Consider the following 22,495-nt stretch of genomic DNA (forward strand, 5'->3'; position numbering starts at 1 on the left):
CAATTTGATGAGTTGATCCGGTTAAGTAAAATGATATTTTTCGGCTTTTCGATAACCTATGAGTTATGAAAAATATGATCGATAGTCGTATCAAGTTTCGCCATCTGCAGACCTTTGTCGAGGTGGCGCGGCAGAAAAGCGTCATGAAGGCGGCTGAACTCCTGCATGTCAGCCAGCCGGCGGTGACGAAGACGATTCGCGAACTCGAGCTGGCACTTGGCGTCAGTGTTTTCGAGCGTGACGGACGCGGGATCCGGATCACGCGTTATGGCGAGGTCTTTCTGCGCCATGCCGGTGCTGCGCTGACAGCATTGCGGCAAGGGCTTGATTCCGTCTCGCAGGAGCAGTTCGGCGATGCTCCGCCAATCCGCATCGGCGCGCTGCCGACAGTCTCGACGCGCATCATGCCCCGGGCAATGGATCTGTTCTTGAAGGAAAATACCTGGAGCCGGGTGAAGATCGTCACCGGTGACAATACGGTGCTCCTTGAGCAGCTGCGTGTCGGCGATCTCGATCTCGTCGTCGGTCGTCTCGCGGGAGCAGAAAGGATGGCCGGCTTCTCGTTCGAGCATCTCTATTCCGAGCAAGTGGTCTTTGCCGTGCGCACCGGCCATCCGCTGCTTGGCGCCGGCAAATCGTTCTTCGCCGAACTCGGCCGCTATACGCTCCTCATGCCGACCCGCGGTTCCATCATCAGGCCGGTGGTCGAAAATTTCCTGATCGCCAATGGTGTCGCCAGCCTGCCGAGCCAGATCGAGACTGTTTCCGATGCCTTCGGCCGCGCTTTCGTGCGCGATAGCGACGCGATCTGGATCATCTCCAACGGCGTGGTTGCGCGGGATATTGCCGACGGCGTGCTTGTGGCCCTGCCGGTCGATACGAGCGAGACGAAGGGTCCCGTTGGATTGACGGTGCGCAGCGATTCCGTCCCCTCGCTGCCGCTGTCGATCCTCATGCAGACGATCCGTGAGGCTGCGCTGGAAATTTCGGGGCAGCCTGCACCTGCGCACTAACCTTCAAGACAACTGCCGCCTTTGTTCGTAGACTTCGCTCCTGGCTATCCGAGGAGACGGCAAAATGAAAACAGGCTTCATCGGTCTCGGCGTGATGGGTACGCCGATGGCGCTCAATCTCGCGCGGGCAGGTACCGATCTCATCGTCTGGAACCGTTCGCCGGAAAGCGCTGACACGCTAAGGACAGCGGGCGCCGAAGTGGCCGCGGATGTCGACGAAGTGTTTGCAAAAGCCCGGACCGTCATCCTGATGCTTGCAACGGCAGCGGTGATCGACACGGTTCTCGGGCGCGGCACATCAGGTTTTGTCGAACGGGTAGCCGGACATGTCGTCATCCATATGGGGACCACCGCGCCCGAATATTCGAAAGCGCTCGAGGCGGATATTCGTGCCGCCGGCGGCCATTATGTCGAGGCGCCTGTTTCAGGCTCGCGCCGGCCGGCGGAGGAAGGCCAGCTTGTGGTCATGCTTGCGGGAGATCCGGACATCGTCGAAGAGGTTCGTCCGCTTTTGAGGCCCGTGTGCAGGGAAACGGTTGTCTGCGGCGCCGTGCCGAATGCGCTCCTGATGAAGCTTGCCGTCAATATATTTCTGATCACGACGGTCACGGGGCTCGCCGAAGCGGCGCACTTTGCCGCTCGACAGGGATTGGACATGGAGCTTTTCAAAGCTGTCGTCGATGCCGGCCAGATGGCGAGCGGCATATCGCGGATCAAGAGCGGCAAGCTGGTGGAGCGGGACTTCTCAGTGCAGGCGGCGATCTCCGACGCGCTGAAAAACAATCGTCTGGTCGCCGATGCGGCTCGGCATGCGGGCATTGCTTCGCCGCTGCTCGATGCTTGCCATGCCCTCTACGCGGAAACCGAAAGCCTGGGTTTCGGGCGTGAGGATATGGCGGCCGTCATCCGCGCGCTTGAAGCGCGAACCGAGGCAATCAGCCTGCCTTTCGGGGATTGACGCCACACCGCTCTGGCCTTTCGCGTCATGCTGACGCAATCTTGCCTGTGCACAGAGCGGCTTTTGAAGTTGGACGGTTAAATGCGCGTCTTGCTGGCGGAAGATGAACCGGAAATGGCTGCCGTGCTGGTGGCGGCGCTCCGCAACAACAATATCATCACGGACCACGTTTCCACGATCGAGGCAGCCGAGGAGGCCGTGAGGCTGAACAGCTATGATGCGCTGCTGCTTGACCGCAGCCTGCCGGACGGCGACGGGCTGGAGCTGATCGCCGACGCGCGGCGCATCCAGCCGGCCGTTCCCGTCATCATGCTGACGGCGCGCGGCGATCTGAAGGACCGGATAGAAGGTCTCGATCTAGGTGCCGACGACTATCTCGCCAAGCCCTTTGCCGTCGAGGAGCTGATGGCGCGTTTGCGCGCTATTCTGCGCCGTCCGGGGAATATCGAGATCGAGAGCCTTTGCCTCGGCAGGCTGCATTTCGACCTGCGCAACCGCGAGGCCCGCGTCGGCGAGGTAGCGCTCGAACTGCCTCGCCGCGAATTGCTGGTGCTGGAAGCGCTGATGCGCCGGGCTGGGCGCACGGTGGAGCGCTCAAGCCTCGAGGAAGCGGTCTATGGCATGGACGATGAGATCCAGTCCAACGCGCTCGATGCGCATGTCTCGCGGGTGCGCCGCAAGCTCGATGCTGCGGGCGCCGGTGTCGAGATCCATACGATTCGTGGCGTCGGTTACCTGATCCGGCAGGCCCGGCCATGAAGAAGATGAAGTTCTATTCGCTGAAATGGAGGCTGATCCGCCGGCTGGTGGCGCTGCAGGCGGCGACCCTGGTGCTGATCGCGATCGCCTTTGCCTTCGTCTTCTGGATTTCGGGCATGAGCGGCATCTTCGCACCAGATGAACATGCAATCGATGCGGTTTCGGAATCGATTGCCTGGAACGCCGACGGTTCGATGCGTATCACCAACACCGACGATCTGGGTTACCAGCGCGAAAAGGCGGCCGACTTCTGGTTTCTAGTGCGCGATCAGCAGGGCCGCATGGTCAGCGAAGGCAATGTGCCGGCGCAATATCTCGCCATCGCCGCGTCGGGTAGCGATATCGCCGAAGCCCGTTTCAATGGGGACGAGGACAATCCAGCGACGATTGCCGCACGCCTTCAAAAAATAAAGACGGATCACGGCGATCTGCTCGTCATCGTCGGCCGACAGGGCAGCCTTTCGGCCGGCAAACTGCTGGTTGTCTTCATGGCGATCGCTTCCGGTATCGTGCTGCCGGTGATTTTGCTGACGGGCCTGATAACATTGGCGGTCACACCCTTCGTGGCGCGCGGCATCCACCGCGGATTGAGCGAGGTGGCGCAGGCGGCACAGGGCATCGACGGGACGACACGCGGCTACCGTTTGCCGCTGGAAAACGTGCCGGAAGAAGTTGCGCCGCTGGTGATTGCCATGAACGAGACGCTGCAACGGCTCGACGATGACCATAACAAGCAGCGACGCTTCATGCTCGCCGCCGCGCATGAGCTGCGCACGCCGATCGCCATCCTGCAGAATCGCCTAGAAACCATGCCGCCAACTGAGGCGACGAACAGGCTGCTGGAAGATGTCGCCCGCCTTTCGACGCTGGCCCAGCAACTGCTCGACTTGCAGCGGCTCAATCAGGAGCCGGTGCCGGATTGTTCCATCGACCTTGCGACGGTCGCCCGCCGACAGGCCGCAGAACTTGCGCCACTGATCATCGCCGCCGGCTATCAGGCAAATTTCGAGTTGCGCTCGATGCCGGAACGTATCCTCGGTGATGAGACGGCGCTGGAGCGGGCGATCGCCAACCTGGTTCAGAACGCCATCCAGCATGGCGGCAGGAGCGGCACCATCACCATCGCCGTGGAGCACCCGGCACAGATTTCCGTCAGCGATGAAGGTCCAGGTATCGCGCCCGAGGACCGGGAGCGGATCTTCGAACCCTTCCAGCGTGCGAACGGTCGCAGCCAGGGCATTGGCCTCGGCCTCCACCTCGTGCGCGAGATCGTCAAAATACATCACGGGCGGGTATGGGTATCGGATGCGACCGGCGGCGGAGCCGCCTTCAACATGAGCTTCGAGCCGACGGCGCAGAGCGCCTAAAACTTTCAGTGATGCGGATAAACGTCATGCTCGCATCATTTGAAAGGAGGATATCGGCGTCGATCAATCGATGCTGGAGACCTGCATGCAACAGCCGCCGTTGGCCGCCTTCTTTAGTGCCCTTCTCGCCGAGCCCAGGAAAATCGGCGCGATCGTGCCCTCGGGAGGGCGGCTGGCGCGGTTGATGACCAGTGAGATCGAGCCTTCGGCGGGCAGGGTGCTGGAGCTTGGCCCGGGGACCGGGGTCTTCACCGAGGCGCTTCTGAAACGCGGCCTGCCGGCACGAGACCTGACACTGGTGGAACTCGAAACTCGTTTCATCGCTCCGTTGCAGCAGCGTTTTCCTGAGGTGACCGTACTCCAGCGCGATGCGCGCGAGCTTGCGGCCTGCAAGGCAGAACTTGGACTGCAGGCGGCAATCGTCAGCGGACTGCCCTTTCGCAATATGCCTCCGGAGATCATTCGCGCCATTGTCGGCGGCAGTTTCGGACTGCTGGACCGTGGCGGCGCCTTCTACCAGTTCACCTACGGCCGTGCCTGCTCGGTTCCGGCAGACGTGCTCGATGAGTTCGGGCTGCAGGCGGAGAGGCTCGGCCGGGTACGCCTGAATATCCCGCCAGCCAGCGTCTTTCGCATTTCGCGCCGCCTGGATTGACGGATGCGGTTTTGCTGGACTTCGTTGATTTCAGCCCGCTGGCTGGTCCAGCATTTCTGAAGCGTTGTGCGACATGGGCTAGCGCAGCACGGTGCGCAGCGTCGCCTGGGTTTCCCTTAGCAGCGGCAGGTAGCGGGCGACCATCTCGGACGCCGGCACGTGGGCGGCCGGTGCGCCGATGTTGATGGCGGCCACGGTCTGACCGCGATCGTTCTCGACCGGCACAGCGATGGAGCATAGGCCGATCTCAAGCTCCTGGTCGATGAGCGCATAGCCCTGTGCGCGAACCTTGCGGAACTCGGCCATCAGTTCCACAGGATCGGTCTTCGTGTTCGGCGTGTTCGCCTTCAACTCGCTTCGGGAAAGAACTGCCCGTGCCTCGGCTTCAGGGAGGACTGCAAGCAAGACACGGCCCATCGAGGCGCAATAGGCGGGAAGACGGCTGCCGGGCGTCAGGTTGATCGACATGACGCGGCGCTGCGAGGCACGGGCGATATAGACGATATCGGTGCCGTCGAGTACCGATGCGGACGCGCTTTGGCCGGCCTTCTCGGAGAGCGCATCAAGATGCGGCTGAATGAGCACCGGCAGCGGCGTTGCCTCCAGATAGGCATGCCCCAGCCGCAGGATTTTCGGCGTCAGCGTGAAGAACTTGCCGTCGTAATCGGCATAACCGAGATCGGCAAGCGTCAGTAGCGAGCGACGCACCGTGGCGCGATCGAGGCCGGTTAGCTTCGCTGCATCCGTGATCGAAAGCCGGCGATGCATTTCGCCAAAGGCTTCGATCACCTTGAGGCCGCGGGCGAAGCCGCTGACGAAATCACTTTCCCGCATGGGCTTGTGTGGCTCCTTCCCGACAGCTTGGAAGTGTGGCTTCGCGGGATCTGTGATCGGATGGATTATGGATCAGCGTGCCGGGAGCCATTTCTTCGCTATCCGGCAGGCGACTGTATAGGCGGGGTCGAAGACGTTGCCTATATCGTAGCGAACCACTTGGCCGAGCAGATGGCTGGCTGCAATCTTCGACAGGCCGTAATCCGCTACGAGCAGATTCAGCATTTCGGTCGTCGCATGCTGCAAAGCCTGATCCAGCGGCCTGGCGTTGCCGATGGCGATGATATCATCGGCAATTTCGGCTCTCGGCCAGGATATCGGCCTTTGTTTTTCGACGGTGAGACGGACTGTCACCTCAAACGTCGTCTCGACGCCGGTACCGACGATTTCGCCATCACCCTGAACGGCGTGGCAGTCGCCGAGAAAGAACAATGCGCCTGATACCGAGATCGGGAACCAGATCGTCGCGCCCGGACCGAGCAGGCGATAATCCATGTTCCCGCCATAGGCGCCGCTGGTAGCCGTCGAGATCGCCTGGCCGTGGCTTGGTGCCACGCCAAAGCAGCCGATCATCGGCGAGAGCGGCAGAACCAGCTTTTCGATGCCGGCAACCGGTTCCTTCAGTTGGACGGTCATCGCGCGTCGATCGATATGCCAGAGTGTCTTTTCGGATCTCGGAAGATCACGAACCGCCTCGGGATCGATGACATTTGCCGCCAGAACACTGCGCGTGAAGCCCATGTCCCTTGTCGGTTTCATGTCCAGAATTTCGACCTTGAGGCTATCTCCGGGCTCGGCGCCTTCGACGAAAATTGGCCCGTTCATGGGGTTTGGACCGTGCGCCCGCTGAACCTCGTTCTCGTCGTAGCCCCAGGCATCGAGCGTGCGGGTGACGACCGTGTCACCGCTCGCGATCGTCAAAGCCGGAGGCAAGGTTCCAAGAACGTTGTAAAAGGCAGTTGCGACGAAATCGTGGGTCGTCATGGTAGAGTTCCGCTCGGATGTCTGGGGTGTTCTCTGAAGATGGTTCGATGAACTTACGCGTCAGCCGGGCGACCGTCGACGGCAAATTATGCTAACGCGGGTGGATTGTTGAATATGGCGACGGAAGATGGTGGTCTGACGGGGAGTATGTGAATTGAGTTCTACGCCAGGCCCATCGCGCAGCCCGCTGCAGCGGGCCGTCTATCTTTGCCTTGGTCTTGTGATGGTCGGCCTCGGCATTATCGGCGCCATCCTTCCGCTTATGCCGACAACGATTTTCCTGATCCTGGCAGCATGGTTTTTCAGCCGCTCCTCTCCGCGTCTGGAGGCCTATCTGATGAATAGCCGATTTGGCGGCCCGTTGCGCGACTGGCGCGAGAACGGCGCGATTTCCCGTAAATCCAAGATGTTGGCGTTGACAGGGATGTCGGTTGGATACGCGGTATTCCTGATCGCGTCGAAGCCGTCGGTTTTCCTCGCGATCGCCGTCGGTGCATCGATCCTGGCTAGCGCTGCTTACGTCGTCTCGCGGCCGAGTTCGACCGAGCCCAACCGGCCGAAGGAAAGCGACGTCTGATCAGTTTTGCCGGCAAGAGGCACTTTACAAGGGACGCAAACTCAAATTATACGGCCCGCTCACTATTGCTCCCACACCCCAGCATTCCCATCTGAGCGCCATGCCAAAAACTCATAAGCACAAGTTCCTTCGGGAACAGTATCGACGCATGCTTTCGTCCGACCACCATATCGATCCACGCTGGCGCGACAGTTTCGACGCCTTCCTGACGGATATCGACCACCTGGCACCCAACACCGGAAGCCGCCGAATTATTGGTCGCAGGAACCTCAAACTCGGCTTTGTGCCCGGAAATGTCGAGTGGCATTGGGAAAGCACGACACTGCCTGCCTCACGCGAAAGCAGAGGACGCTAGGCCAGGCAGAGCGACACGGTTGAAAACAATCCGGCCAGAGTTCCAACATCTAGGCAGTCAGGATCTTGTCAGCGCAACCGTGTCTTCGTCTTCCTGAATATTCTCTCTGCGGCCGCGCTTAGACCCGCCTTGCTGACAATTTGACTTCATAGAGTATTGGCTTGCTATGACATCCGGTGGATGGCTCCTGGGCCATGGGCACGCACCACTTTCTGCGTAACCCGTCACTTGTGCGCATCTATGTACTTGTGCGATATACGAACAAATATCAAATAACGCACAAAAGTCTTGCGGATGGAGCGGCTCTCGCCTTATCCCTATCCTCAGGGAGGCACGAGACGGCCTCATCCGGCAAGGAGAAATCCCGCATGGACAAGACAATCAGGAGCGCGGCGGAAGCCATCTCCGAAATCGGCGATGGCGCCACCGTCATGATCGGTGGTTTCGGCGGCTCCGGCGCGCCGATCGAACTCATTCACGCCCTGATCGACAAGGGACCGAAGGGCCTTACGGTCATCAACAACAATGCCGGTAATGGCCGGATCGGCATCGCCGCCATGATCGATGCAGGCATGGTGCGGAAGATGATTTGCTCCTTTCCGCGCTCATCCGACCCGCGTGCCTTCACCGACAGGTACCTTGCCGGGCAAATCGAACTGGAGCTGGTGCCGCAGGGCACGCTCGCCGAGCGCATCCGCGCCGGCGGGGCTGGCATTCCTGCTTTCTACACTCCAACGGGCTACGGGACGGAGCTTGCAGACGGCAAGGTCATCGCCGAGTTCGATGGCCGCCATTATGTGCAGGAGCGCTGGCTGAAGGCCGATTTCGCGATCGTCAAGGCGCAGGTCGGCGATGTCCACGGCAACCTGACCTACAACAAGGCAGGCCGCAACTTTAACCCGCTGATGTGCATGGCCGCTGCCAAGACGATCGCGCAGGTCTCGACCATCGTGCTGGCCGGCGGGATCGATCCCGAGCATGTCGTCACACCCGGCATCTTTGTCGACCGCCTCGTCCGGATCGCCAATCCGCAACAGGAAGAAGAGCTCATTCGAGCCGGGGTGGCCTACATATGACCGTCGACACCAGAGAAGATATAAAGCTCTCCAACGCCCAGATCGCCTGGCGGGCGGCGCAGGACATCGCCGATGGCGCCTATGTGAACCTCGGCATTGGCTTTCCGGAAATGGTTGCCCGCTATCAGCCGCCGGGCCGGCAGGCGATCTTCCACACGGAAAACGGCATTCTCAATTTCGGCGAGGCGCCGCCATCAGGTGAGGAGGACTGGGACCTTATCAATGCTGGCAAGAAGGCGGTCACGCTAAAGCCGGGTGCGGCTTTCTTCCACCATGCCGACAGCTTTGCGATGGTGCGCGGCGGTCATCTCGATGTTGCGATCCTCGGCGCCTATCAGGTCGCTCAAAACGGCGACCTCGCCAACTGGCGCGTCGGGGCAAAGGGCGTGCCGGCAGTTGGCGGCGCCATGGATCTGGTGCACGGCGCCAAGCAGGTCTGCGTCATCACCGAACACGTCACCAAGAACGGCGAGCCGAAGCTGGTCGATAAATGCAGTTTCCCGCTGACGGGAGTGGCTTGCATCACCCGCATTTATACGAGCCACGCCGTCATCGACATCAAGGACGGACGTTTCGTGCTGCGCGAAAAACTTGCCGGCATGTCCGTCGAAGAACTGCAGGCCATGACTGGCGCGCAGCTTCATATCGAGGGGCCGGTTGCCGACCTCGTCGTTCCCGAACTTTGAGGACAAGTCCATGACCGAAGCCTTTATCTGCGATTATATCCGCACGCCGATCGGCCGTTATGGCGGCTCGCTTTCCTCCGTGCGCGCCGATGATCTCGGCGCCGTTCCGCTGAAGGCGCTGATGGCGAAGAATGCATCGGTCGACTGGGAGGCGGTCGACGACGTCATCTTCGGCTGCGCCAATCAGGCGGGCGAGGATAACAGAAACGTTGCGCGCATGTCGCTGCTTCTCGCCGGTCTGCCGGTATCTGTGCCGGGCACGACGATCAACAGGCTCTGCGGGTCGGGCATGGATGCCGTCATTACCGCAGCGCGTGCCGTCCGATCAGGCGAGGCCGAACTGATGATCGCCGGCGGCGTGGAGAGCATGTCACGCGCGCCTTTCGTGATGCCGAAGGCGGATACTGCTTTTTCGCGTGCTGCCGAAATCCACGACACGACGATCGGCTGGCGGTTCGTCAATCCCTTGATGAAGAAGCAGTATGGCGTCGATTCCATGCCGGAAACCGGCGAGAACGTTGCCGAGGATTACAAGGTGAGCCGTGAGGACCAGGACGCTTTCGCCGTGCGCTCGCAGGGAAAGGCCGCGGCCGCACAGGCAAGCGGCAGGCTTGCCAGGGAAATCACTCGGGTGACCATCCCGCAGCGAAAAGGCGATCCGATCATCGTGGCGAAGGACGAGCATCCGCGTGCGACCAGCATGGAAGCGCTCGCCAAGTTGCCGACGCCTTTCCGTCACGGCGGCACCGTGACGGCCGGGAATGCTTCGGGCGTCAATGACGGGGCCGCGGCCCTCGTCATCGCGTCGGAGGCGGCAGCCAGGAAATATGGCTTGACGCCGATTGCCCGTATTCTCGGCGGTGCGGCCGGAGCCGTTCCGCCGCGTGTCATGGGCGTCGGCCCGGTGCCGGCTTCGCGCAAGCTGATGGCACGTCTCGGCCTGAAGCCGGAACAGTTCGATGTGATCGAACTCAACGAGGCCTTTGCAAGCCAGGGCCTCGCCGTGCTTCGTGAACTCGGGATTGCCGATGACGATCAGCGTGTGAACCGCAATGGCGGGGCAATTGCGCTTGGCCATCCGCTCGGCATGTCCGGTGCCCGTATCACTGGTACGGCAGCCTTGGAACTTGGCGAAACCGGCGGCCGCTATTCGCTGTCGACCATGTGCATCGGCGTTGGCCAGGGCATTGCCGTGGCGCTTGAGCGGATTTGAATCCGCTTATTCGGGGATCGATTGCATCATGATTTCGCTGCGCAGGGCCGGGGCTTCGGCACCGAAATAGGTCTTGAGCAGCTTCGGAAAATCGTCTGACATATAGAATCCCGTCAGCGTGCGATCGACGAGAAGCCGAAAGGCGGAATCGTCTCGCCGCATGGCGATGCCATAGGGCTCATGCGTGAAAAGGCGGCTGCCGAGTTCCAGTTCGGCGGGGTTGCCCGCCCGGTCAGCAAGGCCGATCAGAAGGGAGCGATCGGCGAAATAGGCATCGATTTTGTGATCCTCGAGCGCCTTCAAACCGTCTTCATGCGTCGCGAAATCGACGATACGGGTCTGTGGGACGTCGGGGCCGATGGCCTCGCGCAGTGTCGCGCCCGTTGTCGTGCCGGCGCGCACGCCGATCGAACTCCGGGCCGGCGACTTCAGGTCAACAGCGCTGACGGGTCGCTTGTCGAGAAAGAGAACCTGCAGGTAATCAGGCGAATCCTTGCGCAACAGCGCGCTGGCACCCGTCAGGAAGATGGGTTGGGAGAAATCGACGCTTTCGCGCCTGGCAAGATTGATCGTGGTCGCACCGCAAAGAAGATCGATCTTGCCATCCTTCACCGCGTTAAAACCATCGGACAGCGTTGTTTCGACATAGCCTCTCTTGAGACCGGCCACGCTCCGGCCGACTTCGTCGGCGATCCGCCGACAGACATCGATCGCATAGCCGGCAGGGCTGCCATCCGTCGTCTTGAAGGAGAAGGGCTTCTCGTCGGCGATGTAGCCAAGGCGGATGGTCTTGCTCTGCTTGATCGTGTCGAGCGTCTGCGCATCGGCCGGCCTGTGGGCTGGAAGACCGAAAGCAAGACATAGAAAAAGCAGCCATTTCACGGGCTTGAGCATGTTTTCCCCTCAAAGAGCGGTAACCCTCACCGCGACGAGAAGCCGAGACTATGGCCTGTCGGTCATTTGTCAACGGCAGTACCGGTTGCCCCAGCTGTTTCCATCTCGCTCTTTCGTGCATTGCTCTTTCGTGATCTCGCCTGCTAAGACTGGCACATATCGTTTCATCACCTATGTCCTTGGTTTTTCGGGAGGCTATTGTCGCCATGGCAGATCTTGCTCAATCGCTTGCATCCATCAAAATTCCTGATCTCGCCGGCAGGGCCGTGCTGATTACGGGTGCCTCCACCGGTATCGGCGCCGCCGTCGCACGCGCCTTCGCTGCGCAGGGCGCCAAGGTCGGTGTGCATTACAATTCAAGCCGCGATCCGGCAGAACAGCTTGCCGACGAGATCCGGGCAGCCGGCGGCACCGTTCATCTCGTGCATGGCGACGTGTCGAGGGAAGGCGAAACGGAACGCGTCGTCGAAGAGACGGCGAAGACATTCGGCCACCTCGATGGCCTCATCAACAATGCCGGCGGTATGCTCGGCCGCAAGCCGACCGCAGAATATACCGACGAGCATTATGAGAAGGTCATGAACCTCAATGCGCGCTCGGTGCTCGCAGCAACGCGCGCGGCCCATCCCTGGCTGAAGAAGCAGGGCGGTTTCATCATCAACACCACGTCGATTGCGGCGCGCAACGGCGGCGGCAATGGCGCAATCCTCTACGCGGCTTCAAAGGGCTTCGTATCGACGATAACCCATGGTCACGCCAAGGAATTCGTCGCCGACAAGATCCGCGTCAATGCGGTCGCGCCGGGCGTCATCGCAACGCCCTTCCACGAGCGCTATACAAATGACGAGCAGATGGAACTGCAGCGCAAATCGATTCCGATGGGCTTCGTCGGCACGTCGGAAGATTGCGTCGGCGCCTATCTCTTCCTCGCCTCGCCGACTTTGTCGGGTTACATCACCGGCCAGATCATCGAGGTCAATGGCGGTCAGTTGATGCCCTGATGGGGCTGTAAGGATCGCTATCTACGGAACTTTCGCACTGCAATGACGTTTCCCGCTTGGCCATTCAACAAGCGGGGGCGTCATGAGCTTTTCCTTTTCCGAACTCGACTTCCTGAAACCGGAACTGGGGGCGGAATACACCGGCTCAGGCACGCATTTTGCTGTTTTCTCCGCGCATGCGGAGCAAATGGAGCTCTGCCTCTTCTCCCCAGACGGCAAAAAGGAAGTCGCGCGACTACCCCTGCCGAAGCGTGAGGGTGATATCTGGTCGGGATACATCGCCGGCGTCGGCCCGGGCACGGTCTATGCCTACCGCGCGCACGGTCCCTACGATCCGAAGAACGGACATCGCTTCAATCCCAACAAGCTGCTGCTCGATCCCTATGCCAAGCAGGTCCTTGGGGATCTCAAATGGGACGATGCGCTCTACGGCTACAGAATTGGCGAGGACGATCTTTCTTTCGATGAGCGTGACAGTGCGCCCTTCATGGTCAAGGGCGTTGTGCAGGATCCGGATTTTGATTGGGACGGCGAGCAGGCGATCCGCCGGCCGTGGACGGAAACGATCGTCTATGAAGCGCATGTGCGCGGCCTGACGATGCTGCATCCGAAAGTGCCGGACCGACTGCGCGGCACCTTCCTCGGCATGTGCAGCGATCCGATCATCGATCATCTCGTCAAGCTCGGCATTTCCGCCATCGAGCTTCTGCCGATCCAGTTCTTCCCCAATGATCGCTATCTCGAAGAGAAGAAGCTCACCAATTACTGGGGCTACCAGACGCTGGGTTTCTTCGCGCCGCAGACACGTTATCTCTCGGGCGACAAGATCACCGAGATCAAGACCATGGTGAAGAAGTTCCACGCCGTCGGCATCGAAGTGATCATGGACGTCGTCTATAATCACACGGCCGAAGGCAGCGAGAAGGGACCGACGATGTCTTTCCGCGGTCTCGACAATGCGAGCTATTACATCCTCTCGCCCGACGATCCGCGCCATACTTTCGATACGACTGGCACCGGCAATACGCTGAACGTCGCCCATCCCATGGTCATGCGCATGGTGCTCGACAGCCTGCGTTACTGGGTTGGCGTCATGCATATCGATGGCTTCCGCTTCGATCTCGCCAGCACGCTTGGTCGGCAGGATCTGGAGTTTGACCGGCAGGGACTCTTCTTTGGCGCGATCCGCCAGGATCCTATCCTTGCCGGCGTGAAACTGATCGCCGAGCCCTGGGATGTCGGCGCCGGCGGCTACCAGGTTGGTGGCTTCCCGCATCCGTTCCGCGAGTGGAACGACAAGTTCCGTGACGATGTGCGCCGTTTCTGGAAGGGCGATAGCGGCATGGTGTCGGAGATCGCGCAGCGCATCACCGGTTCGGCCGTGCAGTTCAATCACTCCGATCGCGGAGCGACATCATCGGTCAATCTGCTGTCGGCGCATGACGGCTTCACGCTGATGGACACTGTTTCCTTCAACGACAAGCACAATGAGGCAAACGGCGAGGACAACAGGGACGGTCATTCAGACAATCATTCGGACAATATGGGGGCCGAGGGAACGACCGACAATGACGATATCAACAGGCTGCGGGCTCGCCGGCGCCGCAACATGATGGCGACGCTGATGCTCTCCCAGGGCGTCCCGATGATCCTTGCCGGCGATGAGGTCGGCAACAGCCAGGGCGGCAATAACAACGCCTACTGTCAGGACAACGAGATAGGCTGGACGAAATGGGACGGCCTCGATGACGCGTTCCTCGATTTCTGCCGGAAGGCCGTCGCGTTCCGCAGGGCTCATCCAGTCCTGAGACAGGAGCGCTTTCTGACCGGCGACAGCACCGATGATGGTCGTATTGAAATCGCCTGGTACAAGCCGGATGCCAGTTTCATGGATGACGGCGCCTGGAACGATGACGGGCTGCAGGTGCTTGGCGTCTATCTCTCAAAGAGTGCACATTCTCCGGACACGGAAGAAATGGACGATCTGTATCTGGTGTTCAACGCTGGCGGCGATTGCGAGGTGCACTTGCCCGAGGTCAATGGCTTGAACCAGTGGGCGCGGGTTCTCGACACCGGCGCCGAGAAAGACGCATTCAAGCTGCATGAACCGGAGGCGCCGATCGTGGTTTATGCCCAAAGCATTGCGATCTTTGCGCCCAAGGGGCAGACCCAGCCGCCCAAGGATGCAAGCAAGGCCGAGCGACACAGGTGGTTTCACTTCGGTCGCCGGAGCAAGTAACAGGTCGATAAGCAGCAATGAATGCAGAAGTCATCACTGAGCTAGGCCTGGTCTATGTCAGCGACACCGAACCGGGCATCCGCAGGCGAAGAAAAGGCAAGGGTTTCAGCTACCAGCTGCCGGACGGTACGACACTTGCCGATGAACTCCAGCGTGCGCGCATACAGGCGCTGGGCCTGCCACCGGCCTATGACAATGTCTGGATCTGCATTTACGAGAACGGCCACCTGCAGGCAACGGGCTATGACGCGCGTGGGCGCAAGCAGTACCGCTACCACAAGGACTGGCAGTCTTTCCGAAGTGCCGGCAAGTTCCATCAGCTTGTCGAGTTCGGCAGGGCGCTGCCCAGAATCCGGCGAACGGTCCTGCGCCATCTCGACACCGGTGCCAACGATATCGACGGCGTACTCGCGGCACTGACGACCCTGCTTGATGAAGCCCATCTGCGCGTCGGCAATCAGGCCTATGTCAAGGAAAACGGCACCTACGGCGCGACGACGCTTCTCAAGCGCCATCTGAAGATTGTCGATGGCCAAATCGAGCTGAAGTTCCGGGCCAAAGGCGGCAAGCGCGTACAACGCAGCCTCAAACATCCGCGCCTGCAGAAAATCCTGGAGGAGATTGCGGACTTACCGGGGCGGCAGCTCTTTGTCTGGAAGGACGAGACCGGAGCGCTGAAGCCGATCGATTCCGGTCGGCTTAATGCCTATCTCGCGGAGATTTCAGGCATCACCATTTCGGCCAAGACCTTCCGCACCTGGGCGGGCTCACTTGCAGCTTTCGGCGCGGCGCGCGGCGCCATGTCCGAGGGGCGGCGACCGAGCGTGAAAGAAATGTCGGAGGCTGCGGCGGAGGCGCTGCACAATACGCCGGCAATCTCGCGCTCCAGCTATATCCATCCGTCGATCATTGCCCTGTCCGGTTCCAGCGAGACGTTGAAAGACGGCGATGCCGAGCCCCTGCGGGGGCTGCGGGCAGATGAAAACCGTATGCTGGACTTTCTGACGCGCCACCCGCTTCCCGAATGACAAAAAAACCCGCGGCCTGGCCGCGGGCTTCGAGTTCAACAGGAGTATAAGTCAGGCGGCGCGCTTCTCGTGGCGGCCTTCCTCGACCTCTTCGACGATCTTATTGACGAATGCTTCGAGATCGTCGGGTGAGCGGGAGGTGATGATGCCCTCGTCCGTGACGACCTTCTCGTCTTTCCAGGTCGCTCCGGCATTTTTCACATCGGTCTTGATCGACCAATAGGAGGTAGCCTGGCGGCCACGCAGGGCGTCGACTTCAACCAGCAGCCACGGCGCATGACAGATGGCGGCAACGACCTTGCCGGATTCGACGAAGTCGCGGACGACTCTCACGGCATTGTCGTCGATACGCAGCTTGTCGGGATTGATTTGGCCACCCGGCAAGACCAACGCATCGAAATCTTCGATTTTTACGTCCTTGGCCTGCAAGTCGACCGGTACGGTGTCGCCCCAATCCGTCTTGTCCCAGCTCTTGATCTGACCCTCCTTAATGGACGCGATCTTCACGGAGGCACCACGCCTCTTCAGCTCGTCTAAGGGCACGCGGAGTTCAGAGCGTTCGTAACCGTCGGTGGCGAGGATGAGGATTTCTGCGGATTTGATGGAAGGCATTACTTCTTCGTTCCTTTGTGTCGAAACTCGGGATCAAAGGCAAAACCGACGGAGGTACTATTCGTTCCCGAAAAATCCAAGGAAGCCGATCAGGAAACGCCAATGTCGAGTTCCGGATAATGGCGGAAAATCCCTTCCGTGTTGAAGGCAAGGCGGCGATCGGATCTGAGGTAGTGAGTTATGTTGGGGCGGCGTTCGACCCTGTCGCGAAGGGCCGCAAGGAGAGGATAACTGCCGCGATAATTGCTCATCGCTTTCGGGAAGGCGTAGACGAGACCCTCGACGATTTGGAACAGCGAGAGATCGACATAAGTGAGCGCATTCCCGACAATATAGTCCGAGCCTTCCGGATTCTGGTTCAGCACCTTTTCGAAATAGCCGAGGAATTTCGGAATACGCTCCTTGATGAAGGCGGCAGACCGGGCCTTCGCTTCTTCCTTCTGATCTTCGTAATAGAGCGAGGTCGCGATCGGGTGGTGTGTGTCGTGCACCTCGGCCACAAAATCGGTGATGGTGAGCTGCAGGCCGTTTACGACATAGCGTAACGCTTCGTCGTCAGGCACCAGCCCGAGTTTGGGGCCGAGATAGAGGAGGATGTTGGCGACATGCGAGATAATGAGATCGCCATCTTTCAGGAAGGGCGGGGCAAAGGGAGGCAGCGCCTCGCCATCGCTCTGCATGATGGCAAGCATGGCGCCAGTGCCGCGCCCGCGACCCGACTCGCGGGTGATGTCTATATACTCGGCACCCGCTTCCTCGAGGGCCAGCCGCACGAATTCGCCACGGCCCTGAATGCCGTCCCAATAGTAAAGTTCGTAAGCCATCTGCCCTCGTGATTTCTCAGTGTCCGGATTCGCGTCCGAAATCCTTGCGCAATTCATCCTTCGCCTTTTCAAGTGTGCCTTTCTGCTTCTTCGTCAACTGGTCACCGGCGCGGTTGATGTAGAAGGTCAGCATCGACATGGCCGAGCGGAAGGGGTTCGATTTGCGCCGCTGGCTGCTTTCAGCCGACTGTTTCAGTGATTCTGCTATCTTTTTCGGATTGCTGGATTTGAAAACGCCTTCTTTGAGGTCCATCGCATCACTGTTTTCGGTCACGTCCTGCGACCATTTCTTAGTCTTCTTCGCCATCGTAAAAATCCTTCGGAGAAATGCCAGGCCTGCGCACCCGCCGCTTTGTTTCTGATCGCTGGCCTCTTAGTGGTGGGCGTGCTGGTCGTTGCGTTTGCGCGTGGCTGCAGCCTTTTTGGCTGATGCCGAGCGCTCTTCTTTCGAACGGGACGCAGAAGCGTGGCCGCCGATGCGCCCGCCCTTCTCGGAGGATTCGTGCGTATCCTTCTTGCCTCGGCCCGAACCGGATTTGTTGCCCCCACCACTTTCCTTATTGACGGTTGCCCAGGCTCGGCGCTCGGCTTCCCCGTGAGAAACACCGCGGTCCTCGTAGCCTTCCTCGATATGCTCGGCCTTCCTCTTCTGCTTATCCGTGTAGGCGGATTTGTCACCTTTCGGCATGGCTGCCTCCTCTGACGTGTGTGAATGAAACTGAACTGCTGGCTTTCTCAAAAGTTCCGGGATTTCGCGCTCCGCTGTGAGGAGAGCGAAATCAGGAAACATGCAGCATGAGCCGGAAGGACTTGTTCGAAAGATATCCGGAACTCGGTGGTTCCCAAGCGGTGCAGCTCTAGGCGATGGGGCGCTGGCGGGCTGCGGTCTTCACTGCGCGGTCGAGCGCTGACGTGGTAAAGGGCTTTGGCAGCAGCACGGAACCGGAAAAGCGGTTCGCATCCGGCAGATTGCTGTTGCCGGTCGCAAAGACGAGGCCGACCGAGGGGAACGCTTCGCGCGCCAGCGCTGCGAAGGCCGGGCCGGACATGCCCGGAAGGCCGACATCGGCAACAATGATATCTATATTCGTATCGATGCCGCGCAGGAGTTCGATGCCCTGTTCGCCGCTGTCGGCCTCGATCACGTCATAACCGAGATCCTGCAGGATTTCGGCAGTGTCCATGCGGATGAAAGTATCATCCTCGACCAGCAGAAGCTTCAGCCTGGCCTGGACGATGCCGCGGGGCTGTCCGCCGCCCGGCAAGGGCACCGGGTTGGTCTGGCGGCGTTGCGCCTGATTGGCGAGAACGTGGCGAACTTTCCGCGCCAAGGCTTCCCGTGTGTAGGGCTTTGAAAGGAGTTCAAGGCCGGGATCGAGGCGGCCGCCATGGACGATCGAGTTTTCGGTATAGCCCGACGTATAAAGCACTGCGACATTGGGCAGGCGCTCGCGGGCCATGCGCGCGAGCTCCGGGCTTTTCAACGAACCAGGCATGACGACATCGGTAAAGAGTAGGTCGATATGCGCTCCGCTCTCGATCACGGTCAGCGCGCTCTGTGCGTCCTTGGCTTTCAGCACGTAATAACCGAGATCGGTCAGCATCTCGACCACAGTTGCGCGCACACCCTCATCGTCTTCGGCGACCAGAACCGTCTCGGTGCCGCCGGTCGCCGGAGCATTGTCGCCGTTGGCGATCCGGTCCTCGCTTTGGAATGAGCGGGGAAGATAGAGCTTCACCGTCGTGCCTTCGCCGACTTCGCTATAGATCTTCACATGGCCACCGGACTGCTTGGCAAAACCGTAGACCATGGAGAGGCCGAGACCGGTGCCCTTGCCCTCCGGCTTGGTTGAGAAGAACGGTTCGAAAGCCTGCTCGATGATCTCGGGTGGCATGCCTGAGCCTGTATCGGTGACGGCGAGTACCACATATTGGCCAGGCGCGACTTCCGGATGGGTACGGCTGTAGGAATCGTCCAGAAAGGCGTTTCCAACCTCGACCGTGAGCTTGCCCGCGCTGTTCATTGCATCGCGTGAATTGATCGCAAGGTTCAGCAGGGCGTTTTCAATCTGTATCGGATCGGCAAGACTGTTCCAGAGGCCGCCGGAAACCATGGTCTCCACCTCGATTTCCTCGCCGAGCGCGCGGCGCAGCATGTCATCCATAGCAGAGACGAGGCGACCGATATTGACGACCTTTGGCTCCAAAGGCTGGCGGCGGCCGAAAGCGAGAAGCTGGCTGGCCAGCCGCGATCCGCGCTCGACGGCGGACAGCGCGTTGGAGATACGCTCTTTGGCTCGGCCGTTGGTCGTCACATCCTTGCCGAGAAGCTGGAGATTGCCCGAAATAACCTGCAGCAGGTTGTTGAAGTCGTGCGCGACGCCGCCAGTGAGCTTGCCGATCGATTCCATCTTCTGCGCCTGCTGCAAAGCCGCCTCGGCCTGCTGGCGTTCGAGAATTTCGGTAGCAACACGGACCTCAAGCGTTTCGTTCAGCTTGCGTAGTTGGTCCTCGGCCTCACGGCGTTGGGCAATTTCGACCCCGGCCGCGCGGATGAGCCGGGCATTGTCGATTGCGACGGCGGACTGGCCGGCCAAGCTGATGAGGCTTGCCTCGGCGGCATCCGAAAAACGACCGGGCTGGCTATGGCCGAAGAACAGGCCGCCAATGACGCTGCCATCGCGCGACTTTACGGGTACGGCGAGATAGCTGCGCACAGGAAGGTGGCCGCTCGGCATCCCGGAATAGGGTGCGTTCTGCCCGTAGCGTGGATCAAGCAGGATATCGTCGGATCGAACGACGCCTTCGCCGCCGAAAGTCGGTGCGAAGACCTTGGTATTGCGCGGCATCGGAAACTTGTCGAAATGTTTGCGATCGACACCCGACAGCGCGTAAAGCATATAACTGCCGCCTTCGCCGTCATCGACATTGTAGAAAAAGGCGCCGAACTCAGCAGCCGTCAACGCCACTCCTGCATCGACGGCGATCTGCGTCAGGCGGTCGACATTGAGCTCGGCCGTGATTGCCGAGCCGGCGCGATTGACGACGGCGAGTGTTGCGGATTTTTCCTGCGCTTCATCCAACGCTAGGCGCTCCCGGCGCTTTGCGAGCACCTGATCCGTCACTTCCATGGTCGCGCAGAGAATGCCGGCTACCTTGCCGTCGTCGTCCCGCAGCGGCGTGTATGAGAAGGTGAACCAGGTATCTTCCGTCTGCCCCTCGCGCCGCATGGGAACGTGCAGTTCCTTGTAGAGCTGCGACTGGCCGTTTAGCGTGGCCTTCACAATCGGTTCGAATTGCGGCCAGATATCCGACCAAACTTGCTGAAACGGCCTTCCGAGGGCGGCGGGATGCCGTTCGGGAAAAATCGCGACATAGGCGTCATTATAAATAAAAGCGAGTTCGGGACCCCAGGCGACGAATTTCGGCTGGCGGGAATTTACAACCATTTCCGCAATATGTCGGAGGGAACTTGGCCATGCTTCGACTGATCCGACGCCGGCTGCATCCAAACCATTCCGGCGCAACAAATTTCCGATTTCGCTATCGCCTCCCGGCCAGCGGTTCCCCACCCGTGCCATCAAAAATCGCTTTCATTCCTCATCCGCCGGTCCATGGCAAAATAGAGGCGTCGATCACGAGGGAAAGAGCGAGCTGAAAATATCGTTAATCGGATAGGTGCCGAATACTTTCAATGAGATCGTTTATATTTGTTATTCTTGATCCAGCTTTCGAGAGGTAATGAAAGCGCGGCTTAGCGCAAAGGAACGAAGCTCACTCGGTTTGCGCGGATCGCGAAAAAAAACGCCGACAATATTGTCGACGAAAAGGATAAGTCCCAGCGCGAAACCGATGTAAAGCACCGCAGCGATGAGAAGAAGCGACATCTCCATCCCTCACACCGAAGCTGGAAAACCGCAGCCGGAAACCGCGGGAATAGGGATGATGAGGAGATGGGCTAAACGGCGGGTCATGACGACTTCCCTGTTTGCCCATAAACAGCCGGAAAATACTCTTGTTCCCCGTTTCGAGGGGCGCACGCAGCTTTTTTAAAGAGCTGTCCAGACGGACGTTTCATTCGGCTTGTGGTCACCCCCGCACAGAAGCTGGCGCTTCATGACCTTATTAGCGCGCAACTAATTCAAACTTATGACAAAAAAAGCCAAGGGGCGCCGTGAAGGCGCCCTTTTTCATCAACATCTGAAGATTTCTCTTCAGGAAGCCGACTTGCGTACGGCCGTCCGCTTTGGGGCCGGTTTGATGATGCCGTTCGTCTTCGTGCTTGCCGCCGCCCGTTTGGCAGGTTTCTTGGCTTCGGCACCATCCGTGATCTCGGCTGCTGCCGGTGCCTGCGTCTTGGCTGCCGCGGCCCGCTTCGCCCGAGGTTTCACTTCCTTGCCGTTTGGAGATTTTGATACCCCCTTGAGCGCATCATGCTCAGCCCTTGCTTTTTCCCAATGGATGGAATCCCTTCCTGTCGGGTGTCCCTCTTCTTCCCAGAGGGCATATGCACGTTTTTGTATCCACTCATCCCGAGTTTCTGCCATCGCTGATCTCCAGTCACAACATGCCGTCGTCCGAACGCGATACTATTGAAAAGGTTCCAGACTATCGGGCCGGTTTCAAGTGGATTTGCCAAGTAAATCGGGAATATTTTTGCGTTGCAATATTTATAGGCAATAACTCGTTCTAGTTGCCTTGATATTGAACAGCGTGGCGCAGATCCGCGATGAAATTCGCGCGCTGGCGCGCGATATCCTCATCATCGCGGATCCTCAGGAGGAAGGAAGGGTGGATAGTGACGAGAACCGGCGGATGGTTCTCCGGCGTGAGGATGTGACCGCGCTCGGGCGTCAGCTTCACCTTCGGGCCGAGAAGAGAGTAAAGCGCCGTCGCACCAAGTGCGACGACGAGATGCGGCCTCACAAGAGTGATTTCGGCGCCAAGCCACCAGGAGCAGCGCTGGATCTCCCCCGCATTGGGTTTCGAATGCAGGCGGCGCTTGCCGCGAGGCTCGAACTTGAAGTGCTTGACCGCATTGGTGACGTAGCATCGCGAGCGCTCGAGCCCGGCCTCCTCGAGGCAGATGTCGAGCAGGCGTCCGGCAGGGCCGACGAAAGGGCGTCCTGCAATATCCTCCTTGTCGCCAGGTTGTTCGCCGACGAGCATAATGTCGGCCTTCTGCGATCCCTCGCCGAAGACGAGCTGGGTTGCGTTCTTGTAGAGTTCGCAGCGTGTGCAGCCTTGCGCTTGATGTTCAAGTTGATCGAGGCTGGCGGCGTCGGCGCTTTCAAGCGTGAAGGCAGGGCCAAATTTCGGTGCGATGTTCATGGCGGCAATCTCTTGGATCCCGCTCTTAACCGGTCACGCAACCGATTGTTCCTGCCTGTTCGGAACAACGCGGGGCCTCAGGAATTTGG

General features: G+C 59.8%; 23 protein-coding genes. 13 read left to right on the forward strand and 10 right to left on the reverse strand.

Going from position 1 to position 22,495, the window contains the following annotated elements; translation table 11 throughout:
• Positions 1 to 74: 74 nt before the first annotated feature.
• The 5 genes from pcaQ (at position 75) to FHX06_RS13670 (ending at position 4,752) form a co-directional block, all read left to right on the forward strand.
• Positions 75 to 1,013 (forward strand): pca operon transcription factor PcaQ, encoded by a 939-nt coding sequence (gene pcaQ, locus FHX06_RS13650; protein ID WP_113208423.1) that lies wholly within the window; start codon positions 75 to 77, stop codon positions 1,011 to 1,013.
• A 64-nt stretch (positions 1,014 to 1,077) separates the two neighbouring features.
• Positions 1,078 to 1,971 (forward strand): NAD(P)-dependent oxidoreductase, encoded by an 894-nt coding sequence (locus FHX06_RS13655; protein ID WP_183879634.1) that lies wholly within the window; start codon positions 1,078 to 1,080, stop codon positions 1,969 to 1,971.
• 81 nt (positions 1,972 to 2,052) lie between these two features.
• The gene (locus tag FHX06_RS13660; protein ID WP_113014494.1) at positions 2,053 to 2,730 is read left to right on the forward strand and encodes a response regulator transcription factor; all 678 of its coding nucleotides are present in this window, start codon (positions 2,053 to 2,055) and stop codon (positions 2,728 to 2,730) included.
• Complete coding sequence (locus tag FHX06_RS13665; protein ID WP_183879637.1) at positions 2,727 to 4,097, forward strand: sensor histidine kinase; 1,371 nt, start codon at positions 2,727 to 2,729, stop codon at positions 4,095 to 4,097. Before FHX06_RS13660 ends, FHX06_RS13665 begins: the two co-directional genes overlap by 4 nt.
• Before the next feature lie 85 nt (positions 4,098 to 4,182).
• Positions 4,183 to 4,752: a class I SAM-dependent methyltransferase gene (locus tag FHX06_RS13670; protein WP_183879639.1), complete on the forward strand. Its 570-nt coding sequence runs from the start codon at positions 4,183 to 4,185 to the stop codon at positions 4,750 to 4,752.
• Positions 4,753 to 4,830: 78 nt separating this feature from the next.
• Here FHX06_RS13670 and FHX06_RS13675 read toward each other — a convergent pair whose 3' ends face one another.
• Both FHX06_RS13675 and FHX06_RS13680 read right to left on the reverse strand, forming a co-directional pair.
• Positions 4,831 to 5,586 (reverse strand): IclR family transcriptional regulator, encoded by a 756-nt coding sequence (locus FHX06_RS13675; RefSeq protein WP_183879641.1) that lies wholly within the window; start codon positions 5,584 to 5,586, stop codon positions 4,831 to 4,833.
• Positions 5,587 to 5,658: 72 nt separating this feature from the next.
• Entirely contained in the window at positions 5,659 to 6,570 is a 912-nt protein-coding gene (locus FHX06_RS13680) for an acetamidase/formamidase family protein (RefSeq protein WP_113114491.1), read from the reverse strand.
• A gap of 154 nt (positions 6,571 to 6,724) precedes the next feature.
• On the opposite strand from FHX06_RS13680, the gene FHX06_RS13685 reads away from it, so the two are divergent.
• The 5 genes from FHX06_RS13685 to pcaF all read left to right on the forward strand — a co-directional run bounded on the left by FHX06_RS13685 (position 6,725) and on the right by pcaF (position 10,477).
• Complete coding sequence (locus FHX06_RS13685; protein WP_112546172.1) at positions 6,725 to 7,147, forward strand: YbaN family protein; 423 nt, start codon at positions 6,725 to 6,727, stop codon at positions 7,145 to 7,147.
• A 148-nt stretch (positions 7,148 to 7,295) separates the two neighbouring features.
• Positions 7,296 to 7,502 (forward strand): hypothetical protein, encoded by a 207-nt coding sequence (locus tag FHX06_RS13690; protein ID WP_113114490.1) that lies wholly within the window; start codon positions 7,296 to 7,298, stop codon positions 7,500 to 7,502.
• A 368-nt stretch (positions 7,503 to 7,870) separates the two neighbouring features.
• Positions 7,871 to 8,578, forward strand: a complete 708-nt coding sequence (locus FHX06_RS13695) for a 3-oxoacid CoA-transferase subunit A (RefSeq protein ID WP_113114489.1) — start codon at positions 7,871 to 7,873, stop codon at positions 8,576 to 8,578.
• On the forward strand, positions 8,575 to 9,264 hold the full coding sequence (locus FHX06_RS13700; protein ID WP_112969017.1) for a CoA transferase subunit B: 690 nt from the start codon (positions 8,575 to 8,577) through the stop codon (positions 9,262 to 9,264). The genes FHX06_RS13695 and FHX06_RS13700 overlap by 4 nt, the downstream gene beginning before the upstream one ends.
• A 10-nt stretch (positions 9,265 to 9,274) precedes the next feature.
• The gene (pcaF, locus tag FHX06_RS13705; protein WP_183879643.1) at positions 9,275 to 10,477 is read left to right on the forward strand and encodes a 3-oxoadipyl-CoA thiolase; all 1,203 of its coding nucleotides are present in this window, start codon (positions 9,275 to 9,277) and stop codon (positions 10,475 to 10,477) included.
• 6 nt (positions 10,478 to 10,483) lie between these two features.
• Here the strand turns inward: pcaF and FHX06_RS13710 are convergent, their stop codons facing one another.
• Positions 10,484 to 11,371 carry an amino acid ABC transporter substrate-binding protein gene (locus FHX06_RS13710; RefSeq protein ID WP_183879645.1) on the reverse strand — a complete coding sequence of 296 codons (888 nt, stop codon included), beginning with the start codon at positions 11,369 to 11,371 and terminating at the stop codon, positions 10,484 to 10,486.
• A gap of 206 nt (positions 11,372 to 11,577) precedes the next feature.
• On the opposite strand from FHX06_RS13710, the gene FHX06_RS13715 reads away from it, so the two are divergent.
• The 3 genes from FHX06_RS13715 (at position 11,578) to FHX06_RS13725 (ending at position 15,639) form a co-directional block, all read left to right on the forward strand.
• Entirely contained in the window at positions 11,578 to 12,372 is a 795-nt protein-coding gene (locus FHX06_RS13715) for an SDR family NAD(P)-dependent oxidoreductase (RefSeq protein WP_112546178.1), read from the forward strand.
• A gap of 82 nt (positions 12,373 to 12,454) precedes the next feature.
• Positions 12,455 to 14,611 (forward strand): glycogen debranching protein GlgX, encoded by a 2,157-nt coding sequence (glgX, locus tag FHX06_RS13720; RefSeq protein WP_183879646.1) that lies wholly within the window; start codon positions 12,455 to 12,457, stop codon positions 14,609 to 14,611.
• A 17-nt stretch (positions 14,612 to 14,628) separates the two neighbouring features.
• Positions 14,629 to 15,639, forward strand: a complete 1,011-nt coding sequence (locus FHX06_RS13725; RefSeq protein ID WP_183879648.1) for a DNA topoisomerase IB — start codon at positions 14,629 to 14,631, stop codon at positions 15,637 to 15,639.
• Positions 15,640 to 15,690: 51 nt separating this feature from the next.
• On the opposite strand, the gene FHX06_RS13730 is transcribed toward FHX06_RS13725, so the two are convergent.
• The 7 genes from FHX06_RS13730 to FHX06_RS13760 all read right to left on the reverse strand — a co-directional run bounded on the left by FHX06_RS13730 (position 15,691) and on the right by FHX06_RS13760 (position 22,406).
• Positions 15,691 to 16,251: a DJ-1/PfpI/YhbO family deglycase/protease gene (locus FHX06_RS13730; RefSeq protein ID WP_183879650.1), complete on the reverse strand. Its 561-nt coding sequence runs from the start codon at positions 16,249 to 16,251 to the stop codon at positions 15,691 to 15,693.
• A gap of 89 nt (positions 16,252 to 16,340) precedes the next feature.
• Complete coding sequence (locus tag FHX06_RS13735) at positions 16,341 to 17,075, reverse strand: glutathione S-transferase family protein (protein WP_183879652.1); 735 nt, start codon at positions 17,073 to 17,075, stop codon at positions 16,341 to 16,343.
• Positions 17,076 to 17,091: 16 nt separating this feature from the next.
• The gene (locus FHX06_RS13740) at positions 17,092 to 17,382 is read right to left on the reverse strand and encodes a DUF3175 domain-containing protein (RefSeq protein WP_183879654.1); all 291 of its coding nucleotides are present in this window, start codon (positions 17,380 to 17,382) and stop codon (positions 17,092 to 17,094) included.
• Positions 17,383 to 17,448: 66 nt separating this feature from the next.
• On the reverse strand, positions 17,449 to 17,763 hold the full coding sequence (locus tag FHX06_RS13745) for a plasmid stabilization protein (RefSeq protein ID WP_112969024.1): 315 nt from the start codon (positions 17,761 to 17,763) through the stop codon (positions 17,449 to 17,451).
• A gap of 169 nt (positions 17,764 to 17,932) precedes the next feature.
• Positions 17,933 to 20,656 carry a response regulator gene (locus tag FHX06_RS13750; protein ID WP_183879657.1) on the reverse strand — a complete coding sequence of 908 codons (2,724 nt, stop codon included), beginning with the start codon at positions 20,654 to 20,656 and terminating at the stop codon, positions 17,933 to 17,935.
• Positions 20,657 to 21,289: 633 nt separating this feature from the next.
• On the reverse strand, positions 21,290 to 21,622 hold the full coding sequence (locus tag FHX06_RS13755; protein WP_183879659.1) for a DUF2934 domain-containing protein: 333 nt from the start codon (positions 21,620 to 21,622) through the stop codon (positions 21,290 to 21,292).
• A gap of 142 nt (positions 21,623 to 21,764) precedes the next feature.
• The gene (locus FHX06_RS13760) at positions 21,765 to 22,406 is read right to left on the reverse strand and encodes a UdgX family uracil-DNA binding protein (RefSeq protein ID WP_183879660.1); all 642 of its coding nucleotides are present in this window, start codon (positions 22,404 to 22,406) and stop codon (positions 21,765 to 21,767) included.
• Between the last annotated feature and the right edge of the window lie 89 nt (positions 22,407 to 22,495).

Source organism: Rhizobium sp. BK512, assembly GCF_014194915.1.
GTDB lineage: Bacteria > Pseudomonadota > Alphaproteobacteria > Rhizobiales > Rhizobiaceae > Rhizobium.

Bases quoted from the DNA above. Each gene is read 5' to 3' on its own strand.
- FHX06_RS13710 (WP_183879645.1), bottom strand. From the start codon at position 11,371: ATGCTCAAGCCCGTGAAATGGCTGCTTTTTCTATGTCTTGCTTTCGGT.
- FHX06_RS13655 (WP_183879634.1), top strand. From the start codon at position 1,078: ATGAAAACAGGCTTCATCGGTCTCGGCGTGATGGGTACGCCGATGGCG.
- glgX (WP_183879646.1), top strand. From the start codon at position 12,455: ATGAGCTTTTCCTTTTCCGAACTCGACTTCCTGAAACCGGAACTGGGG.
- FHX06_RS13745 (WP_112969024.1), bottom strand. From the start codon at position 17,763: ATGCCGAAAGGTGACAAATCCGCCTACACGGATAAGCAGAAGAGGAAG.
- FHX06_RS13690 (WP_113114490.1), top strand. From the start codon at position 7,296: ATGCTTTCGTCCGACCACCATATCGATCCACGCTGGCGCGACAGTTTC.
- FHX06_RS13715 (WP_112546178.1), top strand. From the start codon at position 11,578: ATGGCAGATCTTGCTCAATCGCTTGCATCCATCAAAATTCCTGATCTC.
- FHX06_RS13735 (WP_183879652.1), bottom strand. From the start codon at position 17,075: ATGGCTTACGAACTTTACTATTGGGACGGCATTCAGGGCCGTGGCGAA.
- FHX06_RS13680 (WP_113114491.1), bottom strand. From the start codon at position 6,570: ATGACGACCCACGATTTCGTCGCAACTGCCTTTTACAACGTTCTTGGA.
- FHX06_RS13750 (WP_183879657.1), bottom strand. From the start codon at position 20,656: ATGGCACGGGTGGGGAACCGCTGGCCGGGAGGCGATAGCGAAATCGGA.
- pcaF (WP_183879643.1), top strand. From the start codon at position 9,275: ATGACCGAAGCCTTTATCTGCGATTATATCCGCACGCCGATCGGCCGT.
- FHX06_RS13725 (WP_183879648.1), top strand. From the start codon at position 14,629: ATGAATGCAGAAGTCATCACTGAGCTAGGCCTGGTCTATGTCAGCGAC.
- FHX06_RS13740 (WP_183879654.1), bottom strand. From the start codon at position 17,382: ATGGCGAAGAAGACTAAGAAATGGTCGCAGGACGTGACCGAAAACAGT.
- FHX06_RS13670 (WP_183879639.1), top strand. From the start codon at position 4,183: ATGCAACAGCCGCCGTTGGCCGCCTTCTTTAGTGCCCTTCTCGCCGAG.
- FHX06_RS13695 (WP_113114489.1), top strand. From the start codon at position 7,871: ATGGACAAGACAATCAGGAGCGCGGCGGAAGCCATCTCCGAAATCGGC.
- FHX06_RS13760 (WP_183879660.1), bottom strand. From the start codon at position 22,406: ATGAACATCGCACCGAAATTTGGCCCTGCCTTCACGCTTGAAAGCGCC.
- FHX06_RS13700 (WP_112969017.1), top strand. From the start codon at position 8,575: ATGACCGTCGACACCAGAGAAGATATAAAGCTCTCCAACGCCCAGATC.
- FHX06_RS13730 (WP_183879650.1), bottom strand. From the start codon at position 16,251: ATGCCTTCCATCAAATCCGCAGAAATCCTCATCCTCGCCACCGACGGT.
- FHX06_RS13665 (WP_183879637.1), top strand. From the start codon at position 2,727: ATGAAGAAGATGAAGTTCTATTCGCTGAAATGGAGGCTGATCCGCCGG.
- FHX06_RS13660 (WP_113014494.1), top strand. From the start codon at position 2,053: ATGCGCGTCTTGCTGGCGGAAGATGAACCGGAAATGGCTGCCGTGCTG.
- FHX06_RS13675 (WP_183879641.1), bottom strand. From the start codon at position 5,586: ATGCGGGAAAGTGATTTCGTCAGCGGCTTCGCCCGCGGCCTCAAGGTG.
- pcaQ (WP_113208423.1), top strand. From the start codon at position 75: ATGATCGATAGTCGTATCAAGTTTCGCCATCTGCAGACCTTTGTCGAG.
- FHX06_RS13755 (WP_183879659.1), bottom strand. From the start codon at position 21,622: ATGGCAGAAACTCGGGATGAGTGGATACAAAAACGTGCATATGCCCTC.